Genomic DNA, 24,151 nt, shown 5'->3' with positions numbered 1-24,151 from the left:
TAAAGCGCATTGGCTGGACATCAGGCGGTAACTTAATGACCCAGAATTGCGTTCATATCCTGTTCTACTGTGGTAATTGGGCGCATACCAAATTTCTCATAGAGGATTGCCATCAGATTGTCGGTCAAGAAACCCGGCGCAGTCGGGCCGGTGTAAATATTCTTCACACCCAATGACAACAAAGTCAGCAGAATAACAATGGCTTTTTGCTCAAACCATGACAGCACCAGGCTGAGTGGCAGGTCATTGACAGTGCAACCCAGTTTTTCTGACAACTTAACCGCCAGCATAATGGCAGAATAAGCATCATTGCATTGGCCGACATCCAGCAGGCGCGGCAACCCTTCTAAAGTCCCAAAATCCAGTTTATTGAAGCGATACTTCCCACAAGCTAAGGTCATGATGATGCAATCTTGCGGAACACTGCGGGCAAAATCAGTGAAATAGCTACGTTCTGTGCGGCTACCATCACAGCCACCGACCAAAAAGACATGGCGCAGTTTTTTCGTGGCAACCAGATCAATGACAGTATCCGCGGCATTGAGTAAGGTTTGGCGACCAAAGCCGACAGTAATCAGGTGTTCCAGCTCATTGTATGGGAACCCCGCCATACCCAGTGCTTGTTCAATAACGGGGGCGAAATCCTCACCTTCCAAGTGATTGACACCCGGCCAGCCAACAATACTACGAGTCCAAATGCGGTCTCCGTAATTCCCCACATTCGGGTCAATAATACAGTTGGATGTCATCAGGATTGGGCCGGGGAATTTAGCAAACTCTGTTTGCTGGTTCTGCCAGCCACTGCCGTAGTTACCGACCAGATGTGAGTAGCGTTTTAACTCTGGGTAACCGTGAGCGGGCAGCATTTCGCCGTGAGTATAAATATTCACCCCGGTTCCCTGAGTCTGCTCCAGTAACATTTGTAAGTCTTTGAGATCATGCCCCGAAATCAGAATAGCTTTACCGGCTACCGGGCGCACGTTAACGGCGGTTGGTTGCGGATCGCCGTAAGCTTGAGTTTCGCCGTGATCCAAAATAGCCATGACATTGAAGTTCATTTTGCCAATGCCCATGGCGTTATTCAGTAAGGTATCGACATCACGCGGTTGGGTACCTAACCAAGCCATATAGGCATGATAATCCGCATAAATTTGTTCATCAAACTGGCCCAATACATGGGCGTGTTCCATATAAGCCGCTGCTCCTTTTAGGCCATATAAACACAACATTCGCAGACCATGAATATCATCACCGACCTCGGCTTTATCAGTATTAAGAGCAAATTGCTGCGCTTGTTGTTGCAGGGTCGGGATATCGTCAGATAACAGTTGCAGTTCGGCCAACGGGTGATCGACCGCAATCTGGTGGTCAATGAGACGGCAGCGAATAGCTAATGATTGGCGTAATAAAATGGCTTCTTTGGCATAACCGACGATGCGGTCTGAGTCAAAGTTCACATTGGTCAGTGTGGAGAAAAAGGCTCTGGGTGCAAAACTGTCAATCTCATGGTCAATAATGCCCAGCTCGCGGGCGGTTAATGCCCAAGCTGAAAGGCCTTGCAACACAGCGACTAATAAGTCTTGTAAATCAGAGGTTTCGGCGGTTTTTCCGCACATCCCTTGCGCGTAGGAGCAGCCATTAGCCGCAGGTGTTCGGATGGTTTGTTCACATTGCACACAGAACATAATTATTTTTCCTTTTAAAGTTGCATTTGTAATGCGTGTTTAAAAGCATAGATGCGGACAGGAGGTTTAAAAAGGCTTTTTTAATGCAACTTTAACTTGTTTTGATTTGGCGCAACTTTTGCTGCGAATGAGAATTTATTCACAATGGGGTAGTGGAGTGCGCAGTAAACTCCGTGGCTCACTGCGCACAAGAAGATTAGGAAGAGAAGAAAGCAATCAATATTGGGGCGAGTAAACTCAGTAAAAAACCGTGTACGATAGCTGCTGGCACCATTTCCAGCCCACCACTGCGCTGCAATACCGGCAGAGTGAAGTCCATTGAGGTCGCGCCGCATAAGCCCAACGCGGTAGAACGACTGCTGCGCACCAGCGTTGGAATCAGCATGATGGCCACCAGTTCACGCGCCAAATCATTGAAGAATGCAGCACTCCCAATTACTGGGCCGAATGAATCAGTCAATAAAATTCCTGATAGTGAATACCAGCCAAAACCAGAGGCCATCGCCAGTCCGGTCTTAATCGGTAAATCCATCAATACTGCAGCAAGTATTCCGCCAGCCAATGCACTAAATGCCACGACAAAGGCCACAATAGCGCCACGGCGGTTCAATACAATCTGGCGTAGCGTCATACCACTGTTACGCAATTGAATTCCGACTAAGAAAAGTAACAAGATCAGCGCCAATTCACTGCCTTTCGCGGCAAATTGCAACCACTCCCATTGGCTCAATCCCAATAAGAAGCCGACAATCACTACGCCGCATAATTTCAATGATTCCAGCGCCATATGCAGGCGCGACGGTAATACTTCCTGGCGGTGGGTATTTTTCCAAGGTGCCTTGCGCTCAAGTAAAAATAGCGCCAATAAATTGGCACAAAAAATACACAGGAAAAAGACGCCGGTATATTGGAAAATAAGCAATAGATTCGCACTCAGGTTTTCCAGAAACGCCAGGCTGATACCCATAAAGAATAAAATAACGTAGACCATCCAGCTTAATAAGCGGTTGATCAATTGAATTAATGTTTTGCGGCTGAGTGGGATCAGATAACCCAAAATTAACGGCAAAAGAATGATCAACAATCCTGAATACACGAGTTATACCGTCCTGCTTTGCAGCTAAAGAAACACCCTTTTTGGGTATCATGAGCAGATGAATAATGGGCTGTGGCGCAATAAACTATCTAAAATCAAGGAAAGAGTAAAGCATACACACCTCCGTATTATTTGACCTATAAGGTTTTTTTGTCTCAGATAATCAAGTAATAGATTAACTCTGTAATCTGATAGTATCAGTATGAATAAATTCGCACCGGAGGCGTAGCATGTATCTTGAGCGTGTAGATATTGTCGGTTTTCGCGGTATTAACCGTATTTCATTGAACCTTGATGATAATACAGTGCTGATCGGTGAGAATGCCTGGGGTAAATCCAGCTTATTAGATGCTCTTACATTACTTTTGTCCCCCGAACCTCAACTTTATCATTTTACCTCGCAGGATTTTTATCATCCGGCAGGTGATGAGAATGCTAAAGAACGTCATTTACAAATTATTTTCACCTTTTGCGAGAAAGATATTGGCCATTGGCGCGCCCCCCGCTATCGCCAGTTAGCCCCGCTATGGATAAAAAATGACGATGATTTACACCGTATTTATTACCGTATTGAAGGTGAATTAGCTGACGATGGCACAGTGTGTACCTGGCGTACTTTCCTTGATTTAGACGGGCGTCCACTGGAGTTACACGATATCGAAAAGCTGGCGCGTGGGGTGATTCGGATTCATCCGGTATTACGCCTGCGAGATGCGCGTTTTATCCGCCGGTTGCGTAGCACTGCCACTGAAAATAACCATCAGCCGGATAAAGTAAATCAGCCGGATAAAGTGGCGTTGAACCAGCAATTGGACCAATTAAGCCGCGAACTGGTTCGTCGCCCACAGAAATTGACGAATGCCGAACTGCGCCAGGGCTTGGAGGCGATGCGCCAACTGCTAGAACACTATTTTGCCGAACAAGGTTCGCAGTCTGTGGGGCTGCGTAATCCTCATCGCCCGCAACCTGAACGCGAAGCCTGGCTCGCTCTCGATAGTATTAACCGTATGGTGGCTGAGCCAAACAGCCGCAGTATGCGATTGATACTTCTAGGAATGTTTTCAACCTTACTGCAAGCAAAAGGGCCATTGAGCCTTGATCCCCATGCCCGTCCATTACTGCTGGTGGAAGACCCGGAAACGCGTCTACACCCGATTATGTTGTCCGTCGCTTGGGGATTACTCAGCCAACTTCCCCTCCAGCGCATCACCACGACAAATTCGGGAGAGTTAATTTCATTAGTACCGGTAGAGAGTATTTGTCGATTGGTGCGCGAATCGTCCAGGGTTGCCACTTACCGCATTGGCCCTCGCGGTATGAGTGCCGAAGATAGCCGCCGCATTGCTTTTCATATTCGTTTCAATCGTCCCTCCGCTTTGTTTGCCCGTTGTTGGCTGATGGTTGAGGGAGAAACTGAAATTTGGTTGCTTAATGATCTTGCTCGCCAATGTGGCTATCACTTTGAAGCGGAAGGTGTAAAAGTGATTGAGTTTGCTCAGAGCGGCCTGCGTCCGTTACTGAAGTTTGCCAACAGAATGGGAATACAATGGCATGCCCTGACTGATGGCGATGATGCAGGGAAAAAGTATGCGGCAACTGTACGGACGATGGCGGATGATGGGCGCGATCACGAGCGGGATCGTTTGACCATTTTACCCGCCCCGGATATGGAGCACTTTTTATATCGCTCAGGTTTTGATGAGGTATATCACCGGATTTCCGGTATTCCGGCAAATGCTAAAATGCAGCCACGCAGAGTGATCGAAAAAGCCATTCATCGCACTTCGAAGCCGGATTTAGCCATTGAAGTGACCAGCTATGCCAGAGAGCGGGGCGTTGAGTTTATCCCTCCGCTGCTGAAAAAAATGTTTTCCCGCGTAGTCTGGCTGGCGCGTGGCCGAGCTGACTAGCGGGGGCATTTTAGACGTCTCTAGCCGCGCGGAAAATGCGTGGCTAAGCCCTGTTCGAGTTGCTCAAGGAGTTGATAACGGCGACGATATTCCGCGCGTTTTTTACTTGGAATATCCTCAATCGGCTTACGTGCAATTCTGGCGGGCAAATTGAAATAGCCTTCTGCGCTTTGTTCTCCGCCCAGAGAGAGCCAGAAATTGTCGTAATCAGCATGTAATTTATCTTTCTTTTTCGCCCGATAGCGCCAATTCTGATAAATATGCGTGCCGTTACCTACAGCCATAATCTGTGTTATCCCCATCAATTCTGCCAAGTAGCAAGTTGCCTCCAAGACTAAACGTTTCGGGAATAAACCATGACAAGCTTTAGTGCAGACCTGAATTTCGCTGTGTGGCGTTTCATGGTCCGCCCCCTGCAACCCACCGATAAACACTGTTTTTTTGTTTTGATAATAAGTGAGGCTGAATGTGAGTAATGCCAGGGTTTGTTGTTGCTCATTAGCGAGCATCAGCGTAATTTCACCCTCTTTATTGAGTTTGGGAATAACGCCCAAATAAAGGGCATACTTTTCCTCATTCTTGCCCGTTAACTCAGTGAGTTTATACGGCGAATGGTGTAGATAGTTGCGGCGTAATAATTCTGGCATACACTGATTTTCCAACTGGAAATGATCCTGTAGTACAGCCAGTTTTTGCCTATTATTTAGCGTGTTAGCCAAATAAGGGCGGTGCAATTTGCAAGGTAAATCCGGTTGAGCACGCAGGATGCTATTGAGAAACGGTTGCTTCACCAATACACCTAGCAAGCTAAAGGTCAGTTTGGGGCTGATTAAGGCACGGGCGATGAATTTAAGCCGAAACTGAGATTCTTGCCACGAACCGCCCAGCGCTTGATTGCCTTTGAATAGCAATGCGATTAACCCCCAACGGTTAATATTATCAGGGATTAATGCGGTGTTATTAATGTTGTGCATGATTAAGTCCGTTATATCAATGTATTTCCCGTGCTATTGGAACAAACGGGAACTAAACAGAGTCTCAATGCATCTTAGATTCCGACTGTAGCCCGGTGGGTGTTTATATGTTGTTTAGTTAAATGAACATTACCGATGCTATTTTCAGCAGGTGGATAATTTACAATTTAAGGAAGGTAATTGATTTGATGCAGTTTAGTAGACGTCAGCGCCGATGGCTTATCGCAATTACCGTTTTCATTATTGGCGGTTTTTTCCTTATTAGGCACCTCATGGCGCCAATACCGGTTGAATTTCAAACGGTAAAAGTTGCTAACCGTGATCTGCAACAGAATGTATTGGCAACCGGTAAACTTGATGCGGTACGCAAAGTTGATGTGGGTGCTCAGGTCAGTGGCCAGTTGGAAAAGCTGTATGTGGAAATTGGCGATCAAGTCAAGCAAGGGCAATTGCTGGCCATGATCGACCCGCAACAGGCGCAGAACCAAATCAAAGAAGTGGAAGCGACGTTGCAGGATTTGAATGCGCAATTAGGGCAGGCGAAAGCTGAGCTGCAATTGGCTGCGGTCACCCTACGCCGTCAGCAAGATTTGGCGAAATTGCAGGCGGTATCACGTCAGGATTTGGACCAGGCGAGCACCACACTGGCGGTGAAAAAAGCGCAAGTTGAGACTATTAATGCGCAAATTAATAAAGCTAAAGCCAGTTTAGATACTGCCAATATTAATTTGGATTACACCAAAATTTCGGCTCCGATGGACGGCGATGTGGTGCAAATCACCACTTTACAAGGCCAAACCGTCATTGCCGCGCAGCAAGCGCCGAATATTCTGACGCTAGCGGATATGAGTACGATGCTGGTGAATGCACAAGTTTCAGAAGCAGATGTGATTCACTTAAAACCCGGCATGAAAGCTTCATTTACTGTCTTGGGTGATCCTGGAAAGCACTTTGATGGTGTACTAAAAGACATCCAGCCCACACCGGAAAAAGTCAATGACGCGATTTTCTATTCAGCGCGTTTTGAAGTGCCTAACCCGGATCGATTATTGCGATTGCAAATGACTGCGCAAGTATCAATTCAGTTGGCTAATGTTCCGCAGGCGATAGTTATCCCTTTATCGGCATTAGGTGATGAACTGGGGACGAATCGCTATCAAGTTGCGGTACTGAAAGACGGCAAAGAAGAAAAACGCGAGGTGACTATTGGCATCCGTAATAACGTCGATGCGCAGGTTGTCTCAGGTTTGAACGTGGGTGAGGAAGTCATCGTTAGCCGCGGTGGCACGGAGGATGCGTAATGACGGCATTGCTTGAATTAAAAGGCATCCGTCGTAGCTATCAGTACGGCGAAGAAACTGTTGATGTATTGCAGGATGTCTCACTGACCATCAATGCGGGTGAGCTGGTGGCGATTATTGGCGCTTCTGGCTCAGGTAAATCGACACTGATGAACATCCTCGGTTGTCTGGACAAACCGAGCGCAGGGGTTTATCGGGTGGCCGGGCAAGATGTTGCAGCCTTAGATAACGACGCACTGGCAGCACTGCGCCGTGAGCATTTCGGTTTCATTTTCCAGCGCTATCACCTGCTACCTCATTTGAGTGCGGCCCATAATGTTGAAGTTCCGGCGGTCTATGCGGGGTTGGGTAAAAATGAACGCCGCGAGCGAGCGAACATGTTGTTAACCCGGCTGGGGCTAGGGGAGCGAGTCAGTTATCAGCCCAATCAATTATCGGGCGGGCAACAACAGCGCGTCAGTATTGCCCGAGCCTTGATGAATGGTGGCCAGGTTATTCTTGCCGATGAGCCAACAGGGGCGCTGGATAGCCATTCCAGTGTTGAAGTCATGGCCATATTAAAACAGCTTCAGCAGCAGGGGCACACGGTCATTATTGTTACCCATGACCCCACTGTTGCGGCTCAGGCTGAGCGGATTATTGAAATCAAAGATGGCCGCATTATGGCCGATTCTGGTTCGAAAACCACGTCAAACGTTGGCACTTCCGATGCAATTAGCCTGACACCACCGGCACCTTCATGGCAACAATTAGCGGGGCGTTTCCGTGAGGCGCTATTAATGGCCTGGCGCGCAATGTCGGCCAACAAAATGCGTACCGCCCTGACTATGTTAGGCATCATTATTGGTATTGCCTCGGTTGTTTCCATCTTGGTGGTTGGGGACGCGGCTAAACAGCTGGTACTGGCGGATATCAGAGCTATCGGCACCAACACGATTGATATTTATCCCGGTAAAGACTTTGGTGACGACGACCCCAGTACGCGGCAGGCATTGGTTTATGACGATATGACTGCGCTAAAAGCACAATCATACGTCAGCGCGGTGTCCCCGACTATCGCGGGTAGTATGCGGTTGCGCTATGGCAATATTGATGTGGCAGCCAGTGTCTCGGGGGTGAGTGAACAATATTTCCGGGTATATGGCATGAAGCTTGAACAAGGTACTGCCATCACCCGCGAGCAGGTTGAGCGTCAGTCACAAGTGGTGGTCATTGACCGCAATACGCAACGCCGGCTGTTTCCTCACCTCAAAGAGGTGGTGGGGCAAGTGATATTGATTGGCAATATGCCCGCTACAATCGTGGGTGTGGTGGAAGAAAAACAATCCATGTTTGGCAGCAGCAAAGCGCTGCGGGTATGGGTGCCCTATAGCACCATGGCGAGCCGGCTGATGGGCCGTTCCTACTTTGATTCGATCACTATTCGGATTAAAGAGGGCTATAGTAGTAAAGAAGCTGAACAGCAGTTGGTCAGATTGCTCACTATGCGCCATGGCAAAAAAGACATATTTACCTACAACATGGATAGCTTACTGAAAACTGCGGAGCAAACTACCCGCACCATGCAGTTGTTCCTCACATTAGTGGCGGTTATTTCACTGGTGGTCGGTGGGATTGGTGTGATGAATATCATGTTGGTCTCGGTCACTGAGCGTACCCGAGAAATAGGGATCCGCATGGCGGTGGGCGCGCGATCCAGTGATGTTATGCAGCAATTTCTCATTGAAGCTATTTTGGTCTGCCTGGTAGGAGGCGCACTCGGTATCTCGCTATCATTTGCCATTGGCTTGATTGTGGAGATGTTTTTACCTAACTGGCAAATTGCTTTCCCACCAGTGGCATTGTTCAGTGCGTTTTTGTGTTCAACTGTGATTGGCGTTGTATTCGGCTATTTACCGGCGCGCAGCGCTGCTCGGTTAAACCCTATTGATGCATTAGCGCGTGAATAGATTAGTCAGAGGATTGATCTTGGTTTATTTGGCCGCATATTAGAAGTGTTATACCCGTCATACTTCAAGCTGCATGTGCGTTAGCTGCTTTCGTTCACCCCAGTCACTTACTCGTGTAAGCTCTTGGGGATTTGCTCAATTGCTGCCTTCCTGCAACTCGAATTATTTAGGGTATGGAAATAAAAATGCCAGTCATTATTTGGCTGGCATTTTGAATCGTCATCGATGTTGCAATGCAACAAGCCGCGTTGCAAATACCTTTAGCACCATAGCGTTAGGTGATGATATGGCCAAGATGCTCTGGAAGATAAGTGCGCAGCTTTAGGCCAATGCAGCGAGTTCCTGCGGTACGGCTTCTTGCAATACTACATCTAACCCGAGTGGAACAATCAGGCTGGCATGGTTCCCTTTTGGCCCCTCATGGACATCAAAGTTAACCATCTGGCCCGCTTTTAACGTTCGGTAGCCATCCATCTGGATAGTTGAATAGTGAGCGAATATATCTTCGCCGCCGCCCTCAGGGCAAATGAAGCCAAAACCTTTGGCATTGTTGAACCATTTAACAGTACCCGTCTCCATACTTCTACGTTCCTCGCAAGGCTATTTTAGTTCGAGATGAGGTAATCACTGGTTAAAGTGAGCGCGAATTGGTTAAAACTCCAACAGCTCACGAAAATACACTCTAGTGGAAATGGCCTTAACGTCAAGAGGGCGGCTTTTGTCAACGTGGGGCAGTTCTTCAAAGTTTGATGCAGCTAACGCTATTATCTTTATTTGGATACAATTTAACTTTTATTAAAGTGAAAAGACCGACTTCTTTCTCTGGCGGCGTTATGGCATAAGTGATGTTAAAATAATAATAGATATCTGCATGAAATGGTCTTATAACCGGAGTGAGGTATTGCTCCTGTGTGGTTCAGTGAAACGATGGGCAGGCAATGGGTAAGAACAACGACTGGCTGAATTTTGAACATTTAGTCAAAGATAAACAAATCGAGGCGCTCAAACCGCCATCTATGTATAAAGTGATACTTAACAACGACGATTACACACCGATGGAATTTGTGATTGACGTTCTGCAAAAGTTCTTTTCTTATGATATTGAACGCGCAACACAACTGATGCTCAATGTGCATTATCAAGGAAAGGCGATTTGTGGTGTTTTTACTGCCGAGGTGGCGGAAACCAAAGTCGCGCATGTAAATCAATACGCCAGGGAGAACGAGCATCCGTTGCTTTGTACGCTGGAAAAAGCCTGATTAAGGCAACTATTGGGAGGTGCCTATGCTCAATCAAGAACTTGAACTCAGTCTCAACATGGCTTTCGCCAGAGCGCGTGAGCACAGACACGAGTTTATGACCGTGGAGCACCTGTTGCTGGCATTGCTAAGCAATCCAGCCGCGCGGGAAGCGCTGGAGGCGTGTACGGTTGATCTGGTGGCCTTACGCCAGGAACTGGAAGCGTTTATCGAACAAACCACACCGACCTTGCCGGTGAGTGAAGAAGAGCGCGACACCCAGCCGACGCTCAGTTTCCAACGTGTGCTACAGCGTGCGGTCTTCCACGTCCAATCGTCAGGGCGCAATGAAGTTTCTGGTGCCAACGTATTGGTTGCCATCTTCAGTGAACAAGAGTCTCAGGCGGCTTATCTACTACGTAAGCATGATGTTAGCCGTCTGGATGTAGTGAACTTTATTTCCCACGGCGCCCGTAAGGACGAACCGGGTCAGGCACCGAATGCAGAAAATCCGGTGAATGAAGAACAGGTAGGAGGGGAAGACCGTATGGAGAACTTCACCACCAATCTGAACCAACTGGCCCGCGTTGGCGGCATTGACCCACTTATCGGTCGTGATAAAGAGTTAGAACGTGCGATTCAGGTATTGTGCCGCCGGCGTAAAAATAACCCGCTACTCGTGGGGGAGTCTGGTGTCGGTAAAACCGCCATTGCTGAAGGTTTGGCTTGGCGTATCGTGCAGGGCGATGTTCCTGAAGTCATGTCAGAGTGCACATTATATTCCTTGGATATTGGGTCACTTCTGGCTGGCACCAAATATCGTGGCGATTTTGAAAAACGTTTCAAGGCGCTGCTGAAACAGTTGGAAAATGACAAAGATAGCATCCTGTTTATTGATGAAATTCATACGATTATCGGTGCGGGAGCCGCATCTGGTGGGCAAGTAGATGCCGCTAACCTGATTAAACCCCTGCTTTCCAGCGGTAAAATTCGGGTCATTGGTTCCACTACCTATCAGGAATTCAGCAATATCTTTGAAAAAGATCGTGCGCTGGCTCGGCGTTTCCAGAAAATTGATATTACTGAGCCGACGCCAGAAGAAACTGTTCAGATTATCAACGGCCTGAAAACGAAATATGAAGCGCATCATGATGTGCGTTATACCGCTAAAGCGATACGCGCAGCGGTGGAGTTATCGGTTAAATATATTAATGATCGTCACTTACCAGATAAAGCCATTGATGTGATTGATGAGGCTGGGGCTCGTAGCCGTTTAATGCCAGTCAACAAACGCAAGAAAACGGTTAATGTGTCGGATATCGAATCTGTGGTTGCCCGTATCGCCCGTATTCCGGAAAAAACGGTGTCTGCCAGTGACCGCGATGTGCTGAAAAACCTGAGCGACCGCTTGAATATGTTGGTGTTCGGTCAGGATAAGGCCATCGATGCGTTGTCTGAAGCGATTAAAATGAGCCGCGCGGGTTTGGGGCATGAACACAAACCTGTCGGGTCATTCCTGTTTGCTGGCCCAACTGGGGTCGGGAAAACAGAAGTCACGGTGCAATTGGCCAAAGCGCTCGACATTGAACTGCTGCGCTTTGATATGTCTGAATATATGGAGCGTCATACAGTTAGCCGCTTGATTGGTGCGCCTCCGGGATATGTTGGTTACGATCAAGGTGGTTTGTTGACCGATGCGGTTATCAAACATCCTCATGCAGTTTTGCTGTTGGATGAAATTGAAAAGGCGCACCCGGATGTATTTAACCTGCTATTGCAGGTGATGGATAACGGGACACTGACGGATAACAATGGTCGTAAAGCCGATTTCCGTAACGTTATTCTGGTGATGACTACCAATGCTGGTGTGCGCGAAACACAGCGTACTTCCATTGGTTTTAAACAGCAGGATAACAGTACTGACGCGCTGGAAGAGATCAAAAAAGTGTTTACTCCGGAGTTCCGTAACCGGTTGGATAACATCATTTGGTTCAACCACCTGTCTCCAGCAGTTATCCAGCAAGTCGTTGATAAATTTATTGTTGAGTTGCAGGCGCAATTAGATGCTAAAGGTGTGTCACTGGAAGTCAGTGAAGAAGCACGTAATTGGTTATCTGATAAAGGCTACGACAAGGCGATGGGCGCGCGGCCAATGGCTCGAGTGATTCAGGAAAACCTGAAAAAACCACTGGCAAACGAGTTGTTGTTCGGCTCTTTGGTTGATGGCGGTTCGGTCACTGTTGGGCTGGATAAAGAAAAACAGCAGTTGGCTTATGAGTTCCAAAGTGCGCAAAAACGCAAAACTGAAGGTGCCGTTCACTAAGTTAGCCAGTCGCTAGCTTTGCGGGAACTTCAAATTAAGAGCGAAATAAAGGGCGATAAGCTAATTTAGCTATCGCCCTTTTTATTTCTTTGCACATTTTACTTTTGTTTGTATGGTGAATAAATGCACTAAATAGACAAATAAAAGAAAACGCAAAACGCCCTAGCCATAAATGGGAAGGGCGCCGGAGGGGGGACTACATCCTCAGAGCTCGCCAGTCTTAAACTGGCGACAGATTAGCCGATTAACGGCTACGGAAGACAATGCGGCCTTTGCTCAGGTCGTACGGGGTCAGCTCTACAGTGACTTTGTCACCCGTCAGGATGCGGATATAGTTTTTACGCATTTTACCGGAGATATGAGCGGTTACCACGTGCCCGTTTTCCAATTCAACGCGGAACATGGTGTTCGGCAGCGTATCAAGAACGGTGCCCTGCATTTCAATATTGTCTTCTTTGGCCATCGAATCCTCTAGGTGTAACTACCTTAGTTTTTAACCGGCAAGATAATGCCGAAAAACCCACATTATGTAAAGAAGTGTTGGCGGTCATCGCACCATTTCAGCAAAATTAGTCTGCCGGTAAGAGGGGATAAAGCCTAATGTGGGGTTCTTTTCAACGGTTGAGCTTTACTGCATCGCGGATGAAAAATTCAACGATTGCGGTAACCAGCATTCAGCCGGTAGTGGACTAAACTGGAGTTGACTCAACTGCTGCAAAAAAAAGTTTCGTGGGATCTCAATCGCACCCAGCGACGCAGTGTGAGCGTTGAGGACCTGACAGTCAATCAGTTCTCCACCATGATGGGTAAAATGATGGCAAAAAACCATTAAAGCGCTCTTTGAGGCATTATTAGCCCGACTAAACATGGATTCACCACAAAAGAGTGAGCCCACAGAGATACCGTACAAACCACCAACCAGTTCATTTTCCAACCAAACCTCTACGGAATGAGCATTGCCCAGCGTATGTAAGTGGCAATAGGCTTGCTGTACATCATCGCCAATCCAGGTTCCTTCATTACGCTGAGTAGCACAGGCGCGAACAACATCTTCAAAAGCATGGTTGATTGTAAATTGATAAGGGCAGTGGCGTAGAAAACGCCGCATACTCCGGCTGATATGTAAATCTTCTGGGTACAATACAGCGCGGGGGTCGGGTGACCACCATAAAATCATTTCCCCTGGACTGAACCAAGGGAAAATTCCCCGTTCATAGGCTGCCAGCAAACGAGGAGGAGATAAATCCCCTCCTAAGGCCAACAATCCGTTTGGTTCGCGTAGCGCCAGCTCAGGTGAGGGGAATGCAAATGATTGAGAAGAGAGTTGTGTGATACGCATAAATCCCCTTGGTGACTCTATACAGGCCCAGCTGGGCAGACTCTGGTACTTGACGTCGCATTGTTGCTAGCAATACTCGTTACTCGGCCCATCTGCAAATTTCACTCTTACAAGGCCTTTGTAACTCATATTTAAATTGGCTGTTGGCGCTAAGTGTCAATAAGAAGTTATCACCCGAGTCTCTTGGCTGTTCAAGTCTATCGAGATTAATCAGCCACAATGTTAACCCATCAGGTTTGAAACCCACCAAGGATGGTATATACACCGTCCCAATCGATTTATCGTCTGTTTGGTATGACTACAACTTCAATGACTTTGTATATAATTATCTATAACAAGTCAGACTGCTTTGCTTTCAGTTTTTTACTTAATATTAGCTATGAATTGGTCGATTATCTGCCATTATTCAGTCGCATTACTCACAAAGAATCTTTGTATTAATGCCTTTGATGGAATTGGTAGTAGCGCCCCTTGTTTTGCAATAAGCTCTGATGGTCGCCTTGTTCAACTATCTTCCCGCCATCCATCACACAAATCCGATCCATATATTCCAACCCATACAAGCGATGAGTGACAATAATTAAGCTTTTATGCTGACAGTGCTGACGCAATAACATCAGAATCTGTTGTTCGGTTTCCGCATCTAACCCTTCGGTAGGTTCATCAAGGAGTAGCAGTGGCGCTGGATGTAGCAATGCGCGGGCAATTCCCAAACGGCGTTGTTCACCACCAGATAATGGGCGGCCACCATCCCCCAGCCAGGCATTCAGTCCTTCGCTATTATCTAACAAATTAGCCAAACCAACTTGCTCCAAAACAACTTTGAGTTGAGCATCGGATGCAGCAGGGTGGGCCAGTAGCAGGTTTTCCCGCAATGTACTGCTAAAAATATGCACCCGTTGGCTGACGACTGTCATCATTTGGCGTAGTACAGTTTCATCATAGTTGGCTAAAGGTTTCCCATTCAGTGAGATGATACCTTCATTTGCGTCCCATGCTCGGGTTAATAACTGCAACAGTGTAGATTTACCACAGCCAGTACGGCCCAATAGCGCAATATGCTCCCCTGCGGCTAGTGACAGCGATATATTTTGTAAAACGGGTAAAGGTTGCTGTGGGTAAGTAAAACTCAGCCCTGTCACTTCTAGCGCAGCTTGTTGGGCTACTGCCGGGCCGGTAACTGGGAATGTCACTTCGGGCTTTTGTTCCATTAACTGACCAACACGGGTTGCTGACGCGATAACTTGCCCCAAGTGTTGGAAAGCGCCTGCTACAGGTAACAGAGCTTCAAAAGCTGCTAATGATGTGAAAACAAACAGGGCCAATAATGCCCCTGGCTGGCTGTTACCATTTATCCCCGCAGCAGCGAGCCATAAAATTAATGTTACTGTCAGGCCTGAAGCGAGAATCATTAAAGCTTGGGCTAAACCAGCCAGGGATGCTTGCTGCTTCTGACGGATCATCCAGCGCTGTTCGATGTCCTCCAATGAAGCGCGAAAGCGTTGTAATGCGCCGAAAACCAACAGTTCGGCCTGGCCTTGTAGCCAAGAGGTTAGCTGTGAACGATAAAGGCCGCGCAGATCTGTTAAATCACGGCCAATAGGCTTACCGGCACGATAGAAAATCAATGGCACTAACAATAATAACCCAAGCAGAATGGCACCGAGTGTCAGGGCTAAACTGGCATCAATGTAACTCAGGCCAAATGTTACTGTTGCTATGATAACAATCGCGGCAACCAGCGGTGAGATGACTCGCAGATAGAGATGATCGAGTGTATCGACATCGGCAACCAGGCGATTCAGCAATTCGCTTTGGCGAAAGCGAGCAATACCAGCAGGGGAGAGGGGTAATATTTTCTGGAATGCAAAGATCCGCAGATGTGCCAGTACTCGGAATGTCGCGTCATGGCTGACAACTCGCTCGGCATAACGGCCGGCTGTTCGGATAATCGCAGCGCCTCGAACACCGGCGGCAGGTAGCAGATAGTTAAATGTATACAACCCCGCTGGGCCTGCAATCGCGGTCCCAGCCAGGAACCAGCCTGATAATGTGAGTAACCCTATACTGGCCAGTAATGTGATGATGGCCAACACAATACCCAGACAAATCAGGAACCAATGACGGCGATACAACGCCAGGAAGGGGAGAAGTACTCGCATGATTAAAGCTCCTCACTGCGGTGGGACAGCAGGTTGGCAAATGAACCGGCAGATTGACTCAGGCTGGAGTAATCACCTTGCTGAATTAATAAGCCATTATCCATCACCCATATTTGATCATACCCCAGCGTATCTTCCAACTGATGGGTGACCAGCAATGTGGTCTGCTTACGGGAGGCTTCCTCCAGCGCTTTCATAACTAACTGTTCGCTATGGGCATCCAAACTGGCAGTGGGTTCGTCTAGTAGCAAAAGTCGGCATGGGTTGAGTAATGCTCTGGCAACCGCCACTCGCTGGGCTTGCCCAACAGAAAGACGTGCCGAATGGTCACCGACTTCAGTATCTAATCCTTGTGGTAAGTCATTGAGGAATTCATTGATATATGCGCGCTCAATGGTCAGCTGCAGTTGGTTATTGTCAGCATTAGGTTGGCCTAGCAAAATATTGGCGACTAGCGTCTGTTCCGGTAAGTGCGGATTTTGGCCGACCCAACTTAACTGATTTCGCCAAACTTGCGGATCCAGGTCACGCAATTCAATGCTGTTGACTTTTAATGAGCCACGATAAGGTAAAAATCCCAATAACAAATTCAGCAAGGAGCTTTTACCCGCCCCACTTAAACCAACAATAGCAACTCGTTTGCCCGCAGAGAGAGAGAATGTTAATGGCCCAGCCAAGCGAGTCCCCGTGGGGGACAGAATTTCCAGCGCGTCAGCTTCAAGAGTGATGGCATCAGTGCCATCCAGAACTTTATCGCCACGACCAATAGTTTCACTTTCGCTACTTAAAAATGTTACCAATGATTCAGCAGCACCAACAGCTTGTGCTTTGGCGTGGTAAAACGTACCTAAGTCTCGTAGCGGCTGGAAGAATTCAGGTGCCAAAATTAAAACCAGAAAACCAGAGAATAGGGTGACACCAAGGCCGTAGCTACCAAAATTCAATTCACCTAAATAGGAAAAACCAAAGTAGACGGCAACCACTGCGATGGATATTGCCGCGAAAAATTCCAATACAGCGGAAGAGAGGAAAGCCATACGCAGAACTTCCATGGTGCGGCGACGGAAATCTTCTGAGGATTCACGAATTTGGTCTGTTTCTGCTTTGGCGCGGTTAAATAACCGTAAAGTGTCCAGACCCCGCAAACGGTCGAGAAAGTTGCCACTCAGACGCGCTAGTGCGACAAAATTACGCCGGTTAGCATCGGCAGCGCCCATTCCGACCAGCACCATAAACAAAGGGATCAGTGGTGCAGTGACAAATAAAATTAAACCTGCTGCCCAGTTGATAGGGAAGACAGCAATCAAAATAAGCACTGGAATAAAGACAGCCAAGTACATCTGCGGCAGATAGCGAGAATAGTAATCCTGCATATCTTCAATCTGTTCCAAGATAATCGTTGCCCAACTTCCGGCGGGTTTGCCTTTTACCCACGCAGGGCCGAGTTGCTCTAATCGGTCTAACACGATTTTGCGAATCTGTTGACGTACTTTCATGCCGCAAATAAACCCTACTCGCTCACGTAACCAGCTGATCACGGCGCGCACGGCGAAGGTTCCGGCTAGCAAACCAAAATCAGTGATTAATTCCGTGCGCGGGACTTTGTCAATGATCAGCGCTTGCAGCAAGGTGGCCAATAACCAAGCCTGAGTAATAATCAGTAACCCACTGAGGAGGCCTAGTAGCATAGACAGGCGGAGCCAACGTTGCGCGGGGGCGCTTTGTTTTTTCAGCCAACGAATCAACTCATACTGTCGTGTTTTATTCATCGGATAATTTTCTGCGCAAGGTACGGGAAAGCTTCAAAAAATATTTGTCACCTTTGAAGATGGCAAACCAGCGAGGGGCAATATTACCTCGTCAAGCCATGAGGGGAAACCATAATGCTTGTGATAGTCGCCGCATTAGTCGATATCTATAATTTGCTGTTTTTCATTGACATGCCGATATGCAAAATAAAGGGCCAACAGAAATTAAAAACGGGCGGCTCACATATCTGTTAGCTGCCCGTCTGTATTAGGTGAAATGGTGATATCAATATCAATGTGGATTATTTGTCGTTAACTAATCCATCCAGATAGCGTTCTGCATCCAGCGCGGCCATACAGCCGGTGCCGGCGGAGGTGATTGCCTGGCGATAGATATGGTCCATAACATCACCTGCAGCAAACACACCAGGAATTGAGGTTTGTGTTGCATTGCCCTGAATACCGGACTGCACTTTAATGTAACCATTTTCCAATGCTAATTGATCACCAAAAATGGCAGTGTTAGGGCTATGACCAATAGCAATGAAGACACCGGCTACCGCTAACTCTTCAGTTTCGCTATTTTTGGTGGATTTCAGGCGCACACCTGTGACGCCCATATTGTCTCCCAGCACTTCGTCCAAGGTGCGGTCAGTATGGAGCACAATATTACCGTTCTTCACTTTTTCCATCAGACGGTCGATCAGAATTTTTTCTGAGCGGAAGCTATCTCTGCGGTGAATCAGATGAACTTCCTCGGCAATATTTGCCAGATACAACGCTTCTTCAACGGCAGTATTGCCACCGCCGACCACAGCAACTTTTTGGTTGCGATAGAAGAAACCATCGCAAGTTGCACAGGCGGAAACCCCTTTGCCCTTGAATGCTTCTTCCGATTCCATCCCAAGATAACGCGCAGATGCGCCGGTTGCGATGATCAGTGCATCACAAGTGTATTCAGCACTATCACCAAACAAGCGGAATGGGCGGTTTTGTAGGTCGACTTTATTGATGTGGTCGAACAGAATTTCTGTTTGGAATTTTTCTGCATGTGCATGCATCCGTTCCATCAGCGCCGGGCCAGTGAGGCCTTCTGGGTCACCAGGCCAGTTTTCGACATCGGTAGTGGTGGTCAATTGACCGCCTTTTTCCATTCCTGTAATCAATACGGGACTCAGGTTGGCACGTGCCGCATACACTGCTGCGGTATAACCCGCAGGACCAGAACCCAAAATAATCAATTTGCTATGTTTAGCGGTGCTCATGAATACCTCTTTCCCATATGACGGACAATGTTAACGATTGTAGGGAAGTTCGAGCATTAAAAAAAGCAGACAAAAATGTTGTTAGCGATTTGTTTGATAGGTAATGCCTATTTAATACACTAAATGTATCAAGAACCAGCAGTTAGGGGCAAAACGAAGTCGAGCTGAGTGCAAATGAGATAGAAATATCTTTTCAGGTGACGAGAAAGACAGCCTTAAAAATCTTTGACCCTATAAAAAATGTGGCTTGCAGAGCGATCGTTAAAAAAATATCAACAATTTAGATACATTATTTTGCATCATTTTATAGCATTTTTAGGATGAAAAAATAGCGAAGAGAAGCGCTCCTGATTTTTAATTCTGGCATGTTGTACTGATTTAACTTCTTTTACTTTGACAATCGGCTGTGCATTTGCGAAAACATCATAGGAAGAAGAAATTATCTGCGCGCCATAATTTCAGATTTGGTGTCAGTGATACCAAGCGAAAACCCTGGAATGTTTTCGATTAATGCTGGATGGCATGTGGAGTATGTTCTCGGATAACTGCAGGGGGGAGTTTCTGTTGTTGTTCGTGATGCGCTATCTCTTCCTCAACGCTAATAATCATCGAGTACCTCGCATACAGTTGGACAGACAGGGTGTGAGATAACAACGTGTTGATATATTTGCATAAAACAGGCTGCGGGTCGTGTCTGTAGCAGGCTCAAAATTTATAGTCAATGAGAGCATGTCGCAGACTCAAGGAAATTAAGAGAGATTATAAGATGATAGATAATAAAAAACGCCCGGGGAAAGAGCTCGATCGTATAGATCGTAACATCCTGAATGAATTACAAAAGGATGGGCGTATTTCTAACGTTGAGCTTTCAAAACGAGTAGGGTTATCCCCAACACCATGTCTGGAACGGGTTCGCCGCTTAGAGCGTCAGGGCTTCATTCATGGCTATACCGCACTGCTTAATCCACAATATTTGGATGCATCACTGCTGGTTATTGTTGAGATTACTCTGAATCGTGGCGCTCCGGATGTGTTTGAGCAATTTAATGCCGCTGTAAAAAATCTTGAGGAAATTCAAGAGTGTCACCTGGTTTCCGGTGATTTCGACTATTTGTTGAAAACTCGTGTACCTGACATGTCTGCTTACCGTACATTACTCGGTGAGACCTTGCTTCGCCTACCGGGAGTCAACGACACCCGCACTTATGTGGTCATGGAAGAAGTGAAGCAGAGTAACCGCCTTGTTATTAAAACGCGGTAAACAGGCAGGTGCAAAACCTGAGTAATTTGGTTACACTCCTGTTTATTCATACAGTTTCAACGCCGGGAGGGTTCTCGGCGTTGCTACTCATACCAGTTAACAGGAACCTGGAGAGCCTTTCTTGAGCCAGGAATATACAGAAGATAAAGAAGTTACTTTGAAAAAACTCAGCAGTGGGCGCCGTTTGCTTGAGGCTGTTTTGATTGTGGTAACGATTTTGGCAGCCTTCCTAATGGCCGCGCTGCTCAGTTTCAACCCTTCAGACCCGAGTTGGTCGCAAACCTCATGGCATGAGCCGATCCATAATCTTGGTGGAAGTGTGGGCGCTTGGATGGCCGACACATTGTTCTTCACTTTCGGCGTCTTGGCTTATGCAATTCCTGCCATCATGGTGATGTTGTGCTGGGCAGCATTTCGTCAGCGTGATGCCAGTGAGCATGTCGATTATTTTGCACTCTCGCTGCGATTGATCGGCACATTAGCCCTAATTTTAACGTCATGTGGTTTAGCTGCATTAAATATTGATGATCTTTACTATTTCGCCTCTGGCGGAGTGATCGGCAGTCTCTTTAGTAATGCCATGTTGCCATGGTTTAACGGCGTGGGGGCAACCCTGACATTGCTCTGTATCTGGGCTGTTGGCCTGACGCTCTTTACCGGTTGGTCATGGTTGGTTATTGCTGAAAAAATTGGTGGGGTAGTCTTAGGCTCGTTGACATTTATGACTAATCGTTCACGTCGAGAAGAACATTATGACGATGAAGATTACCACATTGATGAGGCGATGACTGCTGACCAAGACAAAGGTGTGACGCCGAATAAATCAGTTGCAGGCGTAACCGCGGCTACGGCGCTGGCGGCAAACTCTGCCCATGCTGATGACGATGACGTATTGTTCTCGGCACCATCTGTAACAGACGCGCCTGTCAGCCCGACATTGGATAGGGCAACACTGACTAGCGAAGTACCAACTGAAACTGAAGAGAACGATGAAGCATTAAATAACCATGACCCATTATTGAGTACATTACGTGCAACAAATAATGATGAGCAGTCTGGATTATCTCCTGCGGGTCCTTCGTCCGAACCTGTTATCAGTCACAGTACAGCACCGATGGCAGATAATATGGCCGCAATACCGCCGCTCTATTCTTTTGAAATTCCACAAGAAGCGACGTCTCCTGCGCCAACACGTGTAGCACCTCCGGTTGAAAGGCCTGAGCCTCAACTGGGTTCATGGGATAAACCAGCAACACCCGCTAGCCATTCTCCCTTTGATTTTTCAGCGGCGCAGCGTCATAGCGATCAGATAGAAAGTACGCCTTATATGAACCCTGGAATAGGCACAGATAGTGATGGTCTGGCCCCTATGGGTTCGCCAAGTCGCCCTGCGTCTACGGTCGGAATAGTGGCAGCCAGTGTCGCCACAGCCACGTTTATGCCCGCATTTACCGCTACCAGTGATAGCAGTTCGCAGGTTAAACAAGGTATTGGCCCTGAATTACCCCGGCCTAATCCTGTTCGAATCCCGACACGGCGTGAGCTTGCTTCCTACGGTATTAAACTACCGTCTCAGCGTATGGCAGAGCAGGAACAGCGAGAGCAAGAAGCACAAGCACCTCAAGTTACTGAAACGTTATTTACAGCGGCGGTTGCGTCTGAAGATGATGATGCATTACAGCAGGCAATCTTGCGTAAAGCTTTTGCTGACCAACAATCAGAGCGTTACGGGCAATCAGCCGATGAGGGAGTGAATACTTTCTCCGCAGCAGAGCCAGAAGATGAACAAGCTTTGCAAGAGGCGGCATTGCGACAAGCCTTTGCAGCGCAACAGCAACATCGTTATGGTTCTTCGGGTGATGAAAATCATGATGCTAGCGAATATAAAGATGCCGTTGTTGAAGAAACGCAACCCGTAGATACCCGGAGCGCCTTTACGTTCTCACCGGTTGCCGATCTGGTCGATGAAAGCCCACGTGAGCCTCTGTTCACGTTGTCGCCGTATGTTGACGAAGCTGCACAATCAACAACGGTGCAAAGTACTTCGGCAATTATGCAAAGTACTTCAGCACCTGAGCAGACTTCGGCTTATCAGCCATCACAAGCAAATCAAGCGTATTCAGGTCAATCAATACCAGCACAGCCGACGGTACCAGTACAGCCACAGCCAGTGCCACCAGCGCAGCCAACTCCGGCTATGGACAGTTTGATTCACCCCTTCCTGATGCGTAATGATCAGCCTTTGGTCAAACCGACAACACCATTGCCAACATTGGATCTCCTTTCTTCTCCGCCAGAGGAAGAGGAACCGGTTGATATGTTTGCTTTGGAGCAAACTGCTCGCTTGGTCGAAGCGCGGTTAGGTGATTATCGGGTGAAAGCAGAGGTGGTGGGCATTTCTCCGGGGCCGGTCATTACCCGCTTTGAGCTTGATTTAGCGCCGGGAGTCAAAGCTTCGCGCATTTCTAATCTTTCTCGCGATTTGGCTCGATCTCTTTCGGCTATTGCTGTGCGTGTGGTGGAAGTGATTCCAGGCAAACCTTATGTCGGGCTTGAACTGCCAAATAAACATCGTCAGACGGTTTATCTACGCGAAGTCCTCGATTGCGCCAAATTCCGCGATAATCCGTCGCCATTAGCTATCGTGCTAGGTAAGGATATTGCTGGTCAACCAGTTGTGGCCGATCTCGCTAAAATGCCCCACTTACTGGTGGCGGGTACCACTGGTTCAGGTAAATCGGTGGGCGTTAACGCCATGATCCTCAGCATCTTGTATAAAGCCACACCAGAAGATGTGCGCTTTATCATGATTGACCCGAAAATGCTGGAGTTGTCAGTGTATGAAGGCATTCCTCATCTGTTAACCGAAGTGGTTACTGATATGAAGGATGCGGCGAATGCATTGCGTTGGTGTGTCGGCGAAATGGAACGGCGCTATAAGCTGATGTCTGCATTGGGTGTGCGTAACCTTGCGGGATATAACGAACGAGTTGCTCAAGCTGAAGCTATGGGGCGTCCAATCCCCGATCCATTCTGGAAACCCTCTGATAGTATGGATATCTCACCGCCAATGTTGGTGAAATTGCCTTATATCGTGGTGATGGTGGATGAGTTTGCTGATCTGATGATGACAGTGGGCAAGAAAGTTGAGGAATTAATTGCTCGTTTGGCGCAAAAAGCCCGAGCTGCTGGGATTCATTTAGTCCTCGCAACTCAGCGCCCGTCGGTGGATGTGATTACTGGCCTCATTAAAGCCAATATCCCGACCCGCATCGCATTTACGGTTTCTAGCAAGATAGATTCGCGAACTATCCTTGATCAGGGCGGCGCAGAATCGCTACTGGGTATGGGGGATATGCTGTATATGGCACCTAACTCCTCAATTCCGGTACGTGTTCACGGCGCTTTTGTCCGAGATCAGGAAGTGCATGCCGTGGTTAATGATTGGAAAGCTCGCGGTCGTCCTCAATATATTGAGAGTATTCTCAGTGGTAGTGAGGAAGGTGAGGGCGGTAGCCTTGGTTTGGATAGCGACGAAGAATTGGACCCACTGTTTGATCAGGCAGTGAACTTTGTTCTGGAGAAACGCCGTGCGTCTATCTCCGGTGTGCAGCGTCAATTCCGTATCGGCTATAACCGTGCCGCACGGATTATTGAGCAGATGGAAGCTCAGCAGATTGTCAGTACACCGGGCCATAATGGTAATCGTGAGGTCTTGGCTCCGCCGCCACATGAATAGTCATATTTTGCTCTGGGGCAGTTAACATAGATAGGGCCGCTTTGCGGCCCTTATGCAAAGAAGCGTAAACCCCAGATTTATCAGATTAATATACTAACGCAACGGAAATGCTTCAGCTAAAGTGGACAGGTTTATGATGTGCATTCAGCTTACCGGTCATA

16 protein-coding genes are annotated in these 24,151 nt (G+C 47.6%); 7 read left to right on the top strand and 9 right to left on the bottom strand.

Annotated features, from left to right (window positions below; all coding sequences use genetic code 11):
* Positions 1 to 32 precede the first annotated feature (32 nt).
* Positions 33 to 1,685, bottom strand: a complete 1,653-nt coding sequence (gene hcp, locus DX162_RS19650) for a hydroxylamine reductase (protein WP_004389606.1) — start codon at positions 1,683 to 1,685, stop codon at positions 33 to 35.
* 196 nt (positions 1,686 to 1,881) lie between these two features.
* A complete protein-coding gene (locus DX162_RS19645) occupies positions 1,882 to 2,781 on the bottom strand; it encodes a LysO family transporter (RefSeq protein WP_004389607.1) in 900 nt (299 codons plus the stop codon).
* A 230-nt stretch (positions 2,782 to 3,011) separates the two neighbouring features.
* Here DX162_RS19645 and DX162_RS19640 point away from each other — a divergent pair, with 230 nt between their 5' ends.
* Positions 3,012 to 4,691: an ATP-dependent endonuclease gene (locus DX162_RS19640; RefSeq protein ID WP_004389608.1), complete on the top strand. Its 1,680-nt coding sequence runs from the start codon at positions 3,012 to 3,014 to the stop codon at positions 4,689 to 4,691.
* A gap of 20 nt (positions 4,692 to 4,711) precedes the next feature.
* Here the strand turns inward: DX162_RS19640 and DX162_RS19635 are convergent, their stop codons facing one another.
* Positions 4,712 to 5,665, bottom strand: a complete 954-nt coding sequence (locus DX162_RS19635; RefSeq protein WP_004389609.1) for a VirK/YbjX family protein — start codon at positions 5,663 to 5,665, stop codon at positions 4,712 to 4,714.
* Positions 5,666 to 5,853: 188 nt separating this feature from the next.
* Here DX162_RS19635 and macA point away from each other — a divergent pair, with 188 nt between their 5' ends.
* Complete coding sequence (macA, locus tag DX162_RS19630) at positions 5,854 to 6,966, top strand: macrolide transporter subunit MacA (protein ID WP_032819453.1); 1,113 nt, start codon at positions 5,854 to 5,856, stop codon at positions 6,964 to 6,966.
* Positions 6,966 to 8,915, top strand: a complete 1,950-nt coding sequence (macB, locus tag DX162_RS19625; protein WP_004389610.1) for a macrolide ABC transporter ATP-binding protein/permease MacB — start codon at positions 6,966 to 6,968, stop codon at positions 8,913 to 8,915. Before macA ends, macB begins: the two co-directional genes overlap by 1 nt.
* Positions 8,916 to 9,236: 321 nt before the next feature.
* Here the strand turns inward: macB and cspD are convergent, their stop codons facing one another.
* Positions 9,237 to 9,494: a cold shock-like protein CspD gene (gene cspD, locus DX162_RS19620; protein ID WP_004389611.1), complete on the bottom strand. Its 258-nt coding sequence runs from the start codon at positions 9,492 to 9,494 to the stop codon at positions 9,237 to 9,239.
* 359 nt (positions 9,495 to 9,853) lie between these two features.
* Here cspD and clpS point away from each other — a divergent pair, with 359 nt between their 5' ends.
* On the top strand, positions 9,854 to 10,174 hold the full coding sequence (gene clpS / locus DX162_RS19615; RefSeq protein WP_004389612.1) for an ATP-dependent Clp protease adapter ClpS: 321 nt from the start codon (positions 9,854 to 9,856) through the stop codon (positions 10,172 to 10,174).
* Between the two features lie 25 nt (positions 10,175 to 10,199).
* Positions 10,200 to 12,476: an ATP-dependent Clp protease ATP-binding subunit ClpA gene (gene clpA, locus DX162_RS19610; protein WP_004389613.1), complete on the top strand. Its 2,277-nt coding sequence runs from the start codon at positions 10,200 to 10,202 to the stop codon at positions 12,474 to 12,476.
* 244 nt (positions 12,477 to 12,720) lie between these two features.
* On the opposite strand, the gene infA is transcribed toward clpA, so the two are convergent.
* The 5 genes from infA to trxB all read right to left on the bottom strand — a co-directional run bounded on the left by infA (position 12,721) and on the right by trxB (position 18,990).
* Positions 12,721 to 12,939 carry a translation initiation factor IF-1 gene (gene infA, locus DX162_RS19605; RefSeq protein ID WP_002211347.1) on the bottom strand — a complete coding sequence of 73 codons (219 nt, stop codon included), beginning with the start codon at positions 12,937 to 12,939 and terminating at the stop codon, positions 12,721 to 12,723.
* A gap of 165 nt (positions 12,940 to 13,104) precedes the next feature.
* Complete coding sequence (gene aat / locus DX162_RS19600) at positions 13,105 to 13,815, bottom strand: leucyl/phenylalanyl-tRNA--protein transferase (RefSeq protein ID WP_049556029.1); 711 nt, start codon at positions 13,813 to 13,815, stop codon at positions 13,105 to 13,107.
* A 437-nt stretch (positions 13,816 to 14,252) separates the two neighbouring features.
* Complete coding sequence (gene cydC / locus DX162_RS19595) at positions 14,253 to 15,977, bottom strand: heme ABC transporter ATP-binding protein/permease CydC (RefSeq protein ID WP_004391057.1); 1,725 nt, start codon at positions 15,975 to 15,977, stop codon at positions 14,253 to 14,255.
* A 2-nt stretch (positions 15,978 to 15,979) separates the two neighbouring features.
* Positions 15,980 to 17,746, bottom strand: coding sequence for a heme ABC transporter permease/ATP-binding protein CydD (gene cydD, locus DX162_RS19590; protein WP_004391058.1), 1,767 nt, complete (start codon positions 17,744 to 17,746; stop codon positions 15,980 to 15,982).
* 281 nt (positions 17,747 to 18,027) lie between these two features.
* The gene (gene trxB, locus DX162_RS19585; protein WP_004391060.1) at positions 18,028 to 18,990 is read right to left on the bottom strand and encodes a thioredoxin-disulfide reductase; all 963 of its coding nucleotides are present in this window, start codon (positions 18,988 to 18,990) and stop codon (positions 18,028 to 18,030) included.
* 766 nt (positions 18,991 to 19,756) lie between these two features.
* On the opposite strand from trxB, the gene lrp reads away from it, so the two are divergent.
* Positions 19,757 to 20,251 (top strand): leucine-responsive transcriptional regulator Lrp, encoded by a 495-nt coding sequence (lrp, locus tag DX162_RS19580; protein WP_002211340.1) that lies wholly within the window; start codon positions 19,757 to 19,759, stop codon positions 20,249 to 20,251.
* 121 nt (positions 20,252 to 20,372) lie between these two features.
* Complete coding sequence (locus DX162_RS19575) at positions 20,373 to 23,990, top strand: DNA translocase FtsK (protein ID WP_004391062.1); 3,618 nt, start codon at positions 20,373 to 20,375, stop codon at positions 23,988 to 23,990.
* Positions 23,991 to 24,151 lie beyond the last annotated feature (161 nt).

Origin of the sequence: Yersinia kristensenii (assembly GCF_900460525.1) — a bacterium.
Classification (GTDB): domain Bacteria; phylum Pseudomonadota; class Gammaproteobacteria; order Enterobacterales; family Enterobacteriaceae; genus Yersinia; species Yersinia kristensenii.
Note: the sequence above shows the minus strand (reverse complement) of the source record. Positions and strands in the feature narration are given on the sequence as shown.

What these genes read in the sequence shown, in the direction of transcription:
- trxB (WP_004391060.1), bottom strand. Translation starts at nt 18,990, where the DNA reads ATGAGCACCGCTAAACATAGCAAATTGATTATTTTGGGTTCTGGTCCT.
- macB (WP_004389610.1), top strand. Translation starts at nt 6,966, where the DNA reads ATGACGGCATTGCTTGAATTAAAAGGCATCCGTCGTAGCTATCAGTAC.
- cydC (WP_004391057.1), bottom strand. Translation starts at nt 15,977, where the DNA reads ATGCGAGTACTTCTCCCCTTCCTGGCGTTGTATCGCCGTCATTGGTTC.
- cspD (WP_004389611.1), bottom strand. Translation starts at nt 9,494, where the DNA reads ATGGAGACGGGTACTGTTAAATGGTTCAACAATGCCAAAGGTTTTGGC.
- lrp (WP_002211340.1), top strand. Translation starts at nt 19,757, where the DNA reads ATGATAGATAATAAAAAACGCCCGGGGAAAGAGCTCGATCGTATAGAT.
- infA (WP_002211347.1), bottom strand. Translation starts at nt 12,939, where the DNA reads ATGGCCAAAGAAGACAATATTGAAATGCAGGGCACCGTTCTTGATACG.
- aat (WP_049556029.1), bottom strand. Translation starts at nt 13,815, where the DNA reads ATGCGTATCACACAACTCTCTTCTCAATCATTTGCATTCCCCTCACCT.
- macA (WP_032819453.1), top strand. Translation starts at nt 5,854, where the DNA reads ATGCAGTTTAGTAGACGTCAGCGCCGATGGCTTATCGCAATTACCGTT.
- clpS (WP_004389612.1), top strand. Translation starts at nt 9,854, where the DNA reads ATGGGTAAGAACAACGACTGGCTGAATTTTGAACATTTAGTCAAAGAT.
- cydD (WP_004391058.1), bottom strand. Translation starts at nt 17,746, where the DNA reads ATGAATAAAACACGACAGTATGAGTTGATTCGTTGGCTGAAAAAACAA.
- DX162_RS19635 (WP_004389609.1), bottom strand. Translation starts at nt 5,665, where the DNA reads ATGCACAACATTAATAACACCGCATTAATCCCTGATAATATTAACCGT.
- hcp (WP_004389606.1), bottom strand. Translation starts at nt 1,685, where the DNA reads ATGTTCTGTGTGCAATGTGAACAAACCATCCGAACACCTGCGGCTAAT.
- clpA (WP_004389613.1), top strand. Translation starts at nt 10,200, where the DNA reads ATGCTCAATCAAGAACTTGAACTCAGTCTCAACATGGCTTTCGCCAGA.
- DX162_RS19640 (WP_004389608.1), top strand. Translation starts at nt 3,012, where the DNA reads ATGTATCTTGAGCGTGTAGATATTGTCGGTTTTCGCGGTATTAACCGT.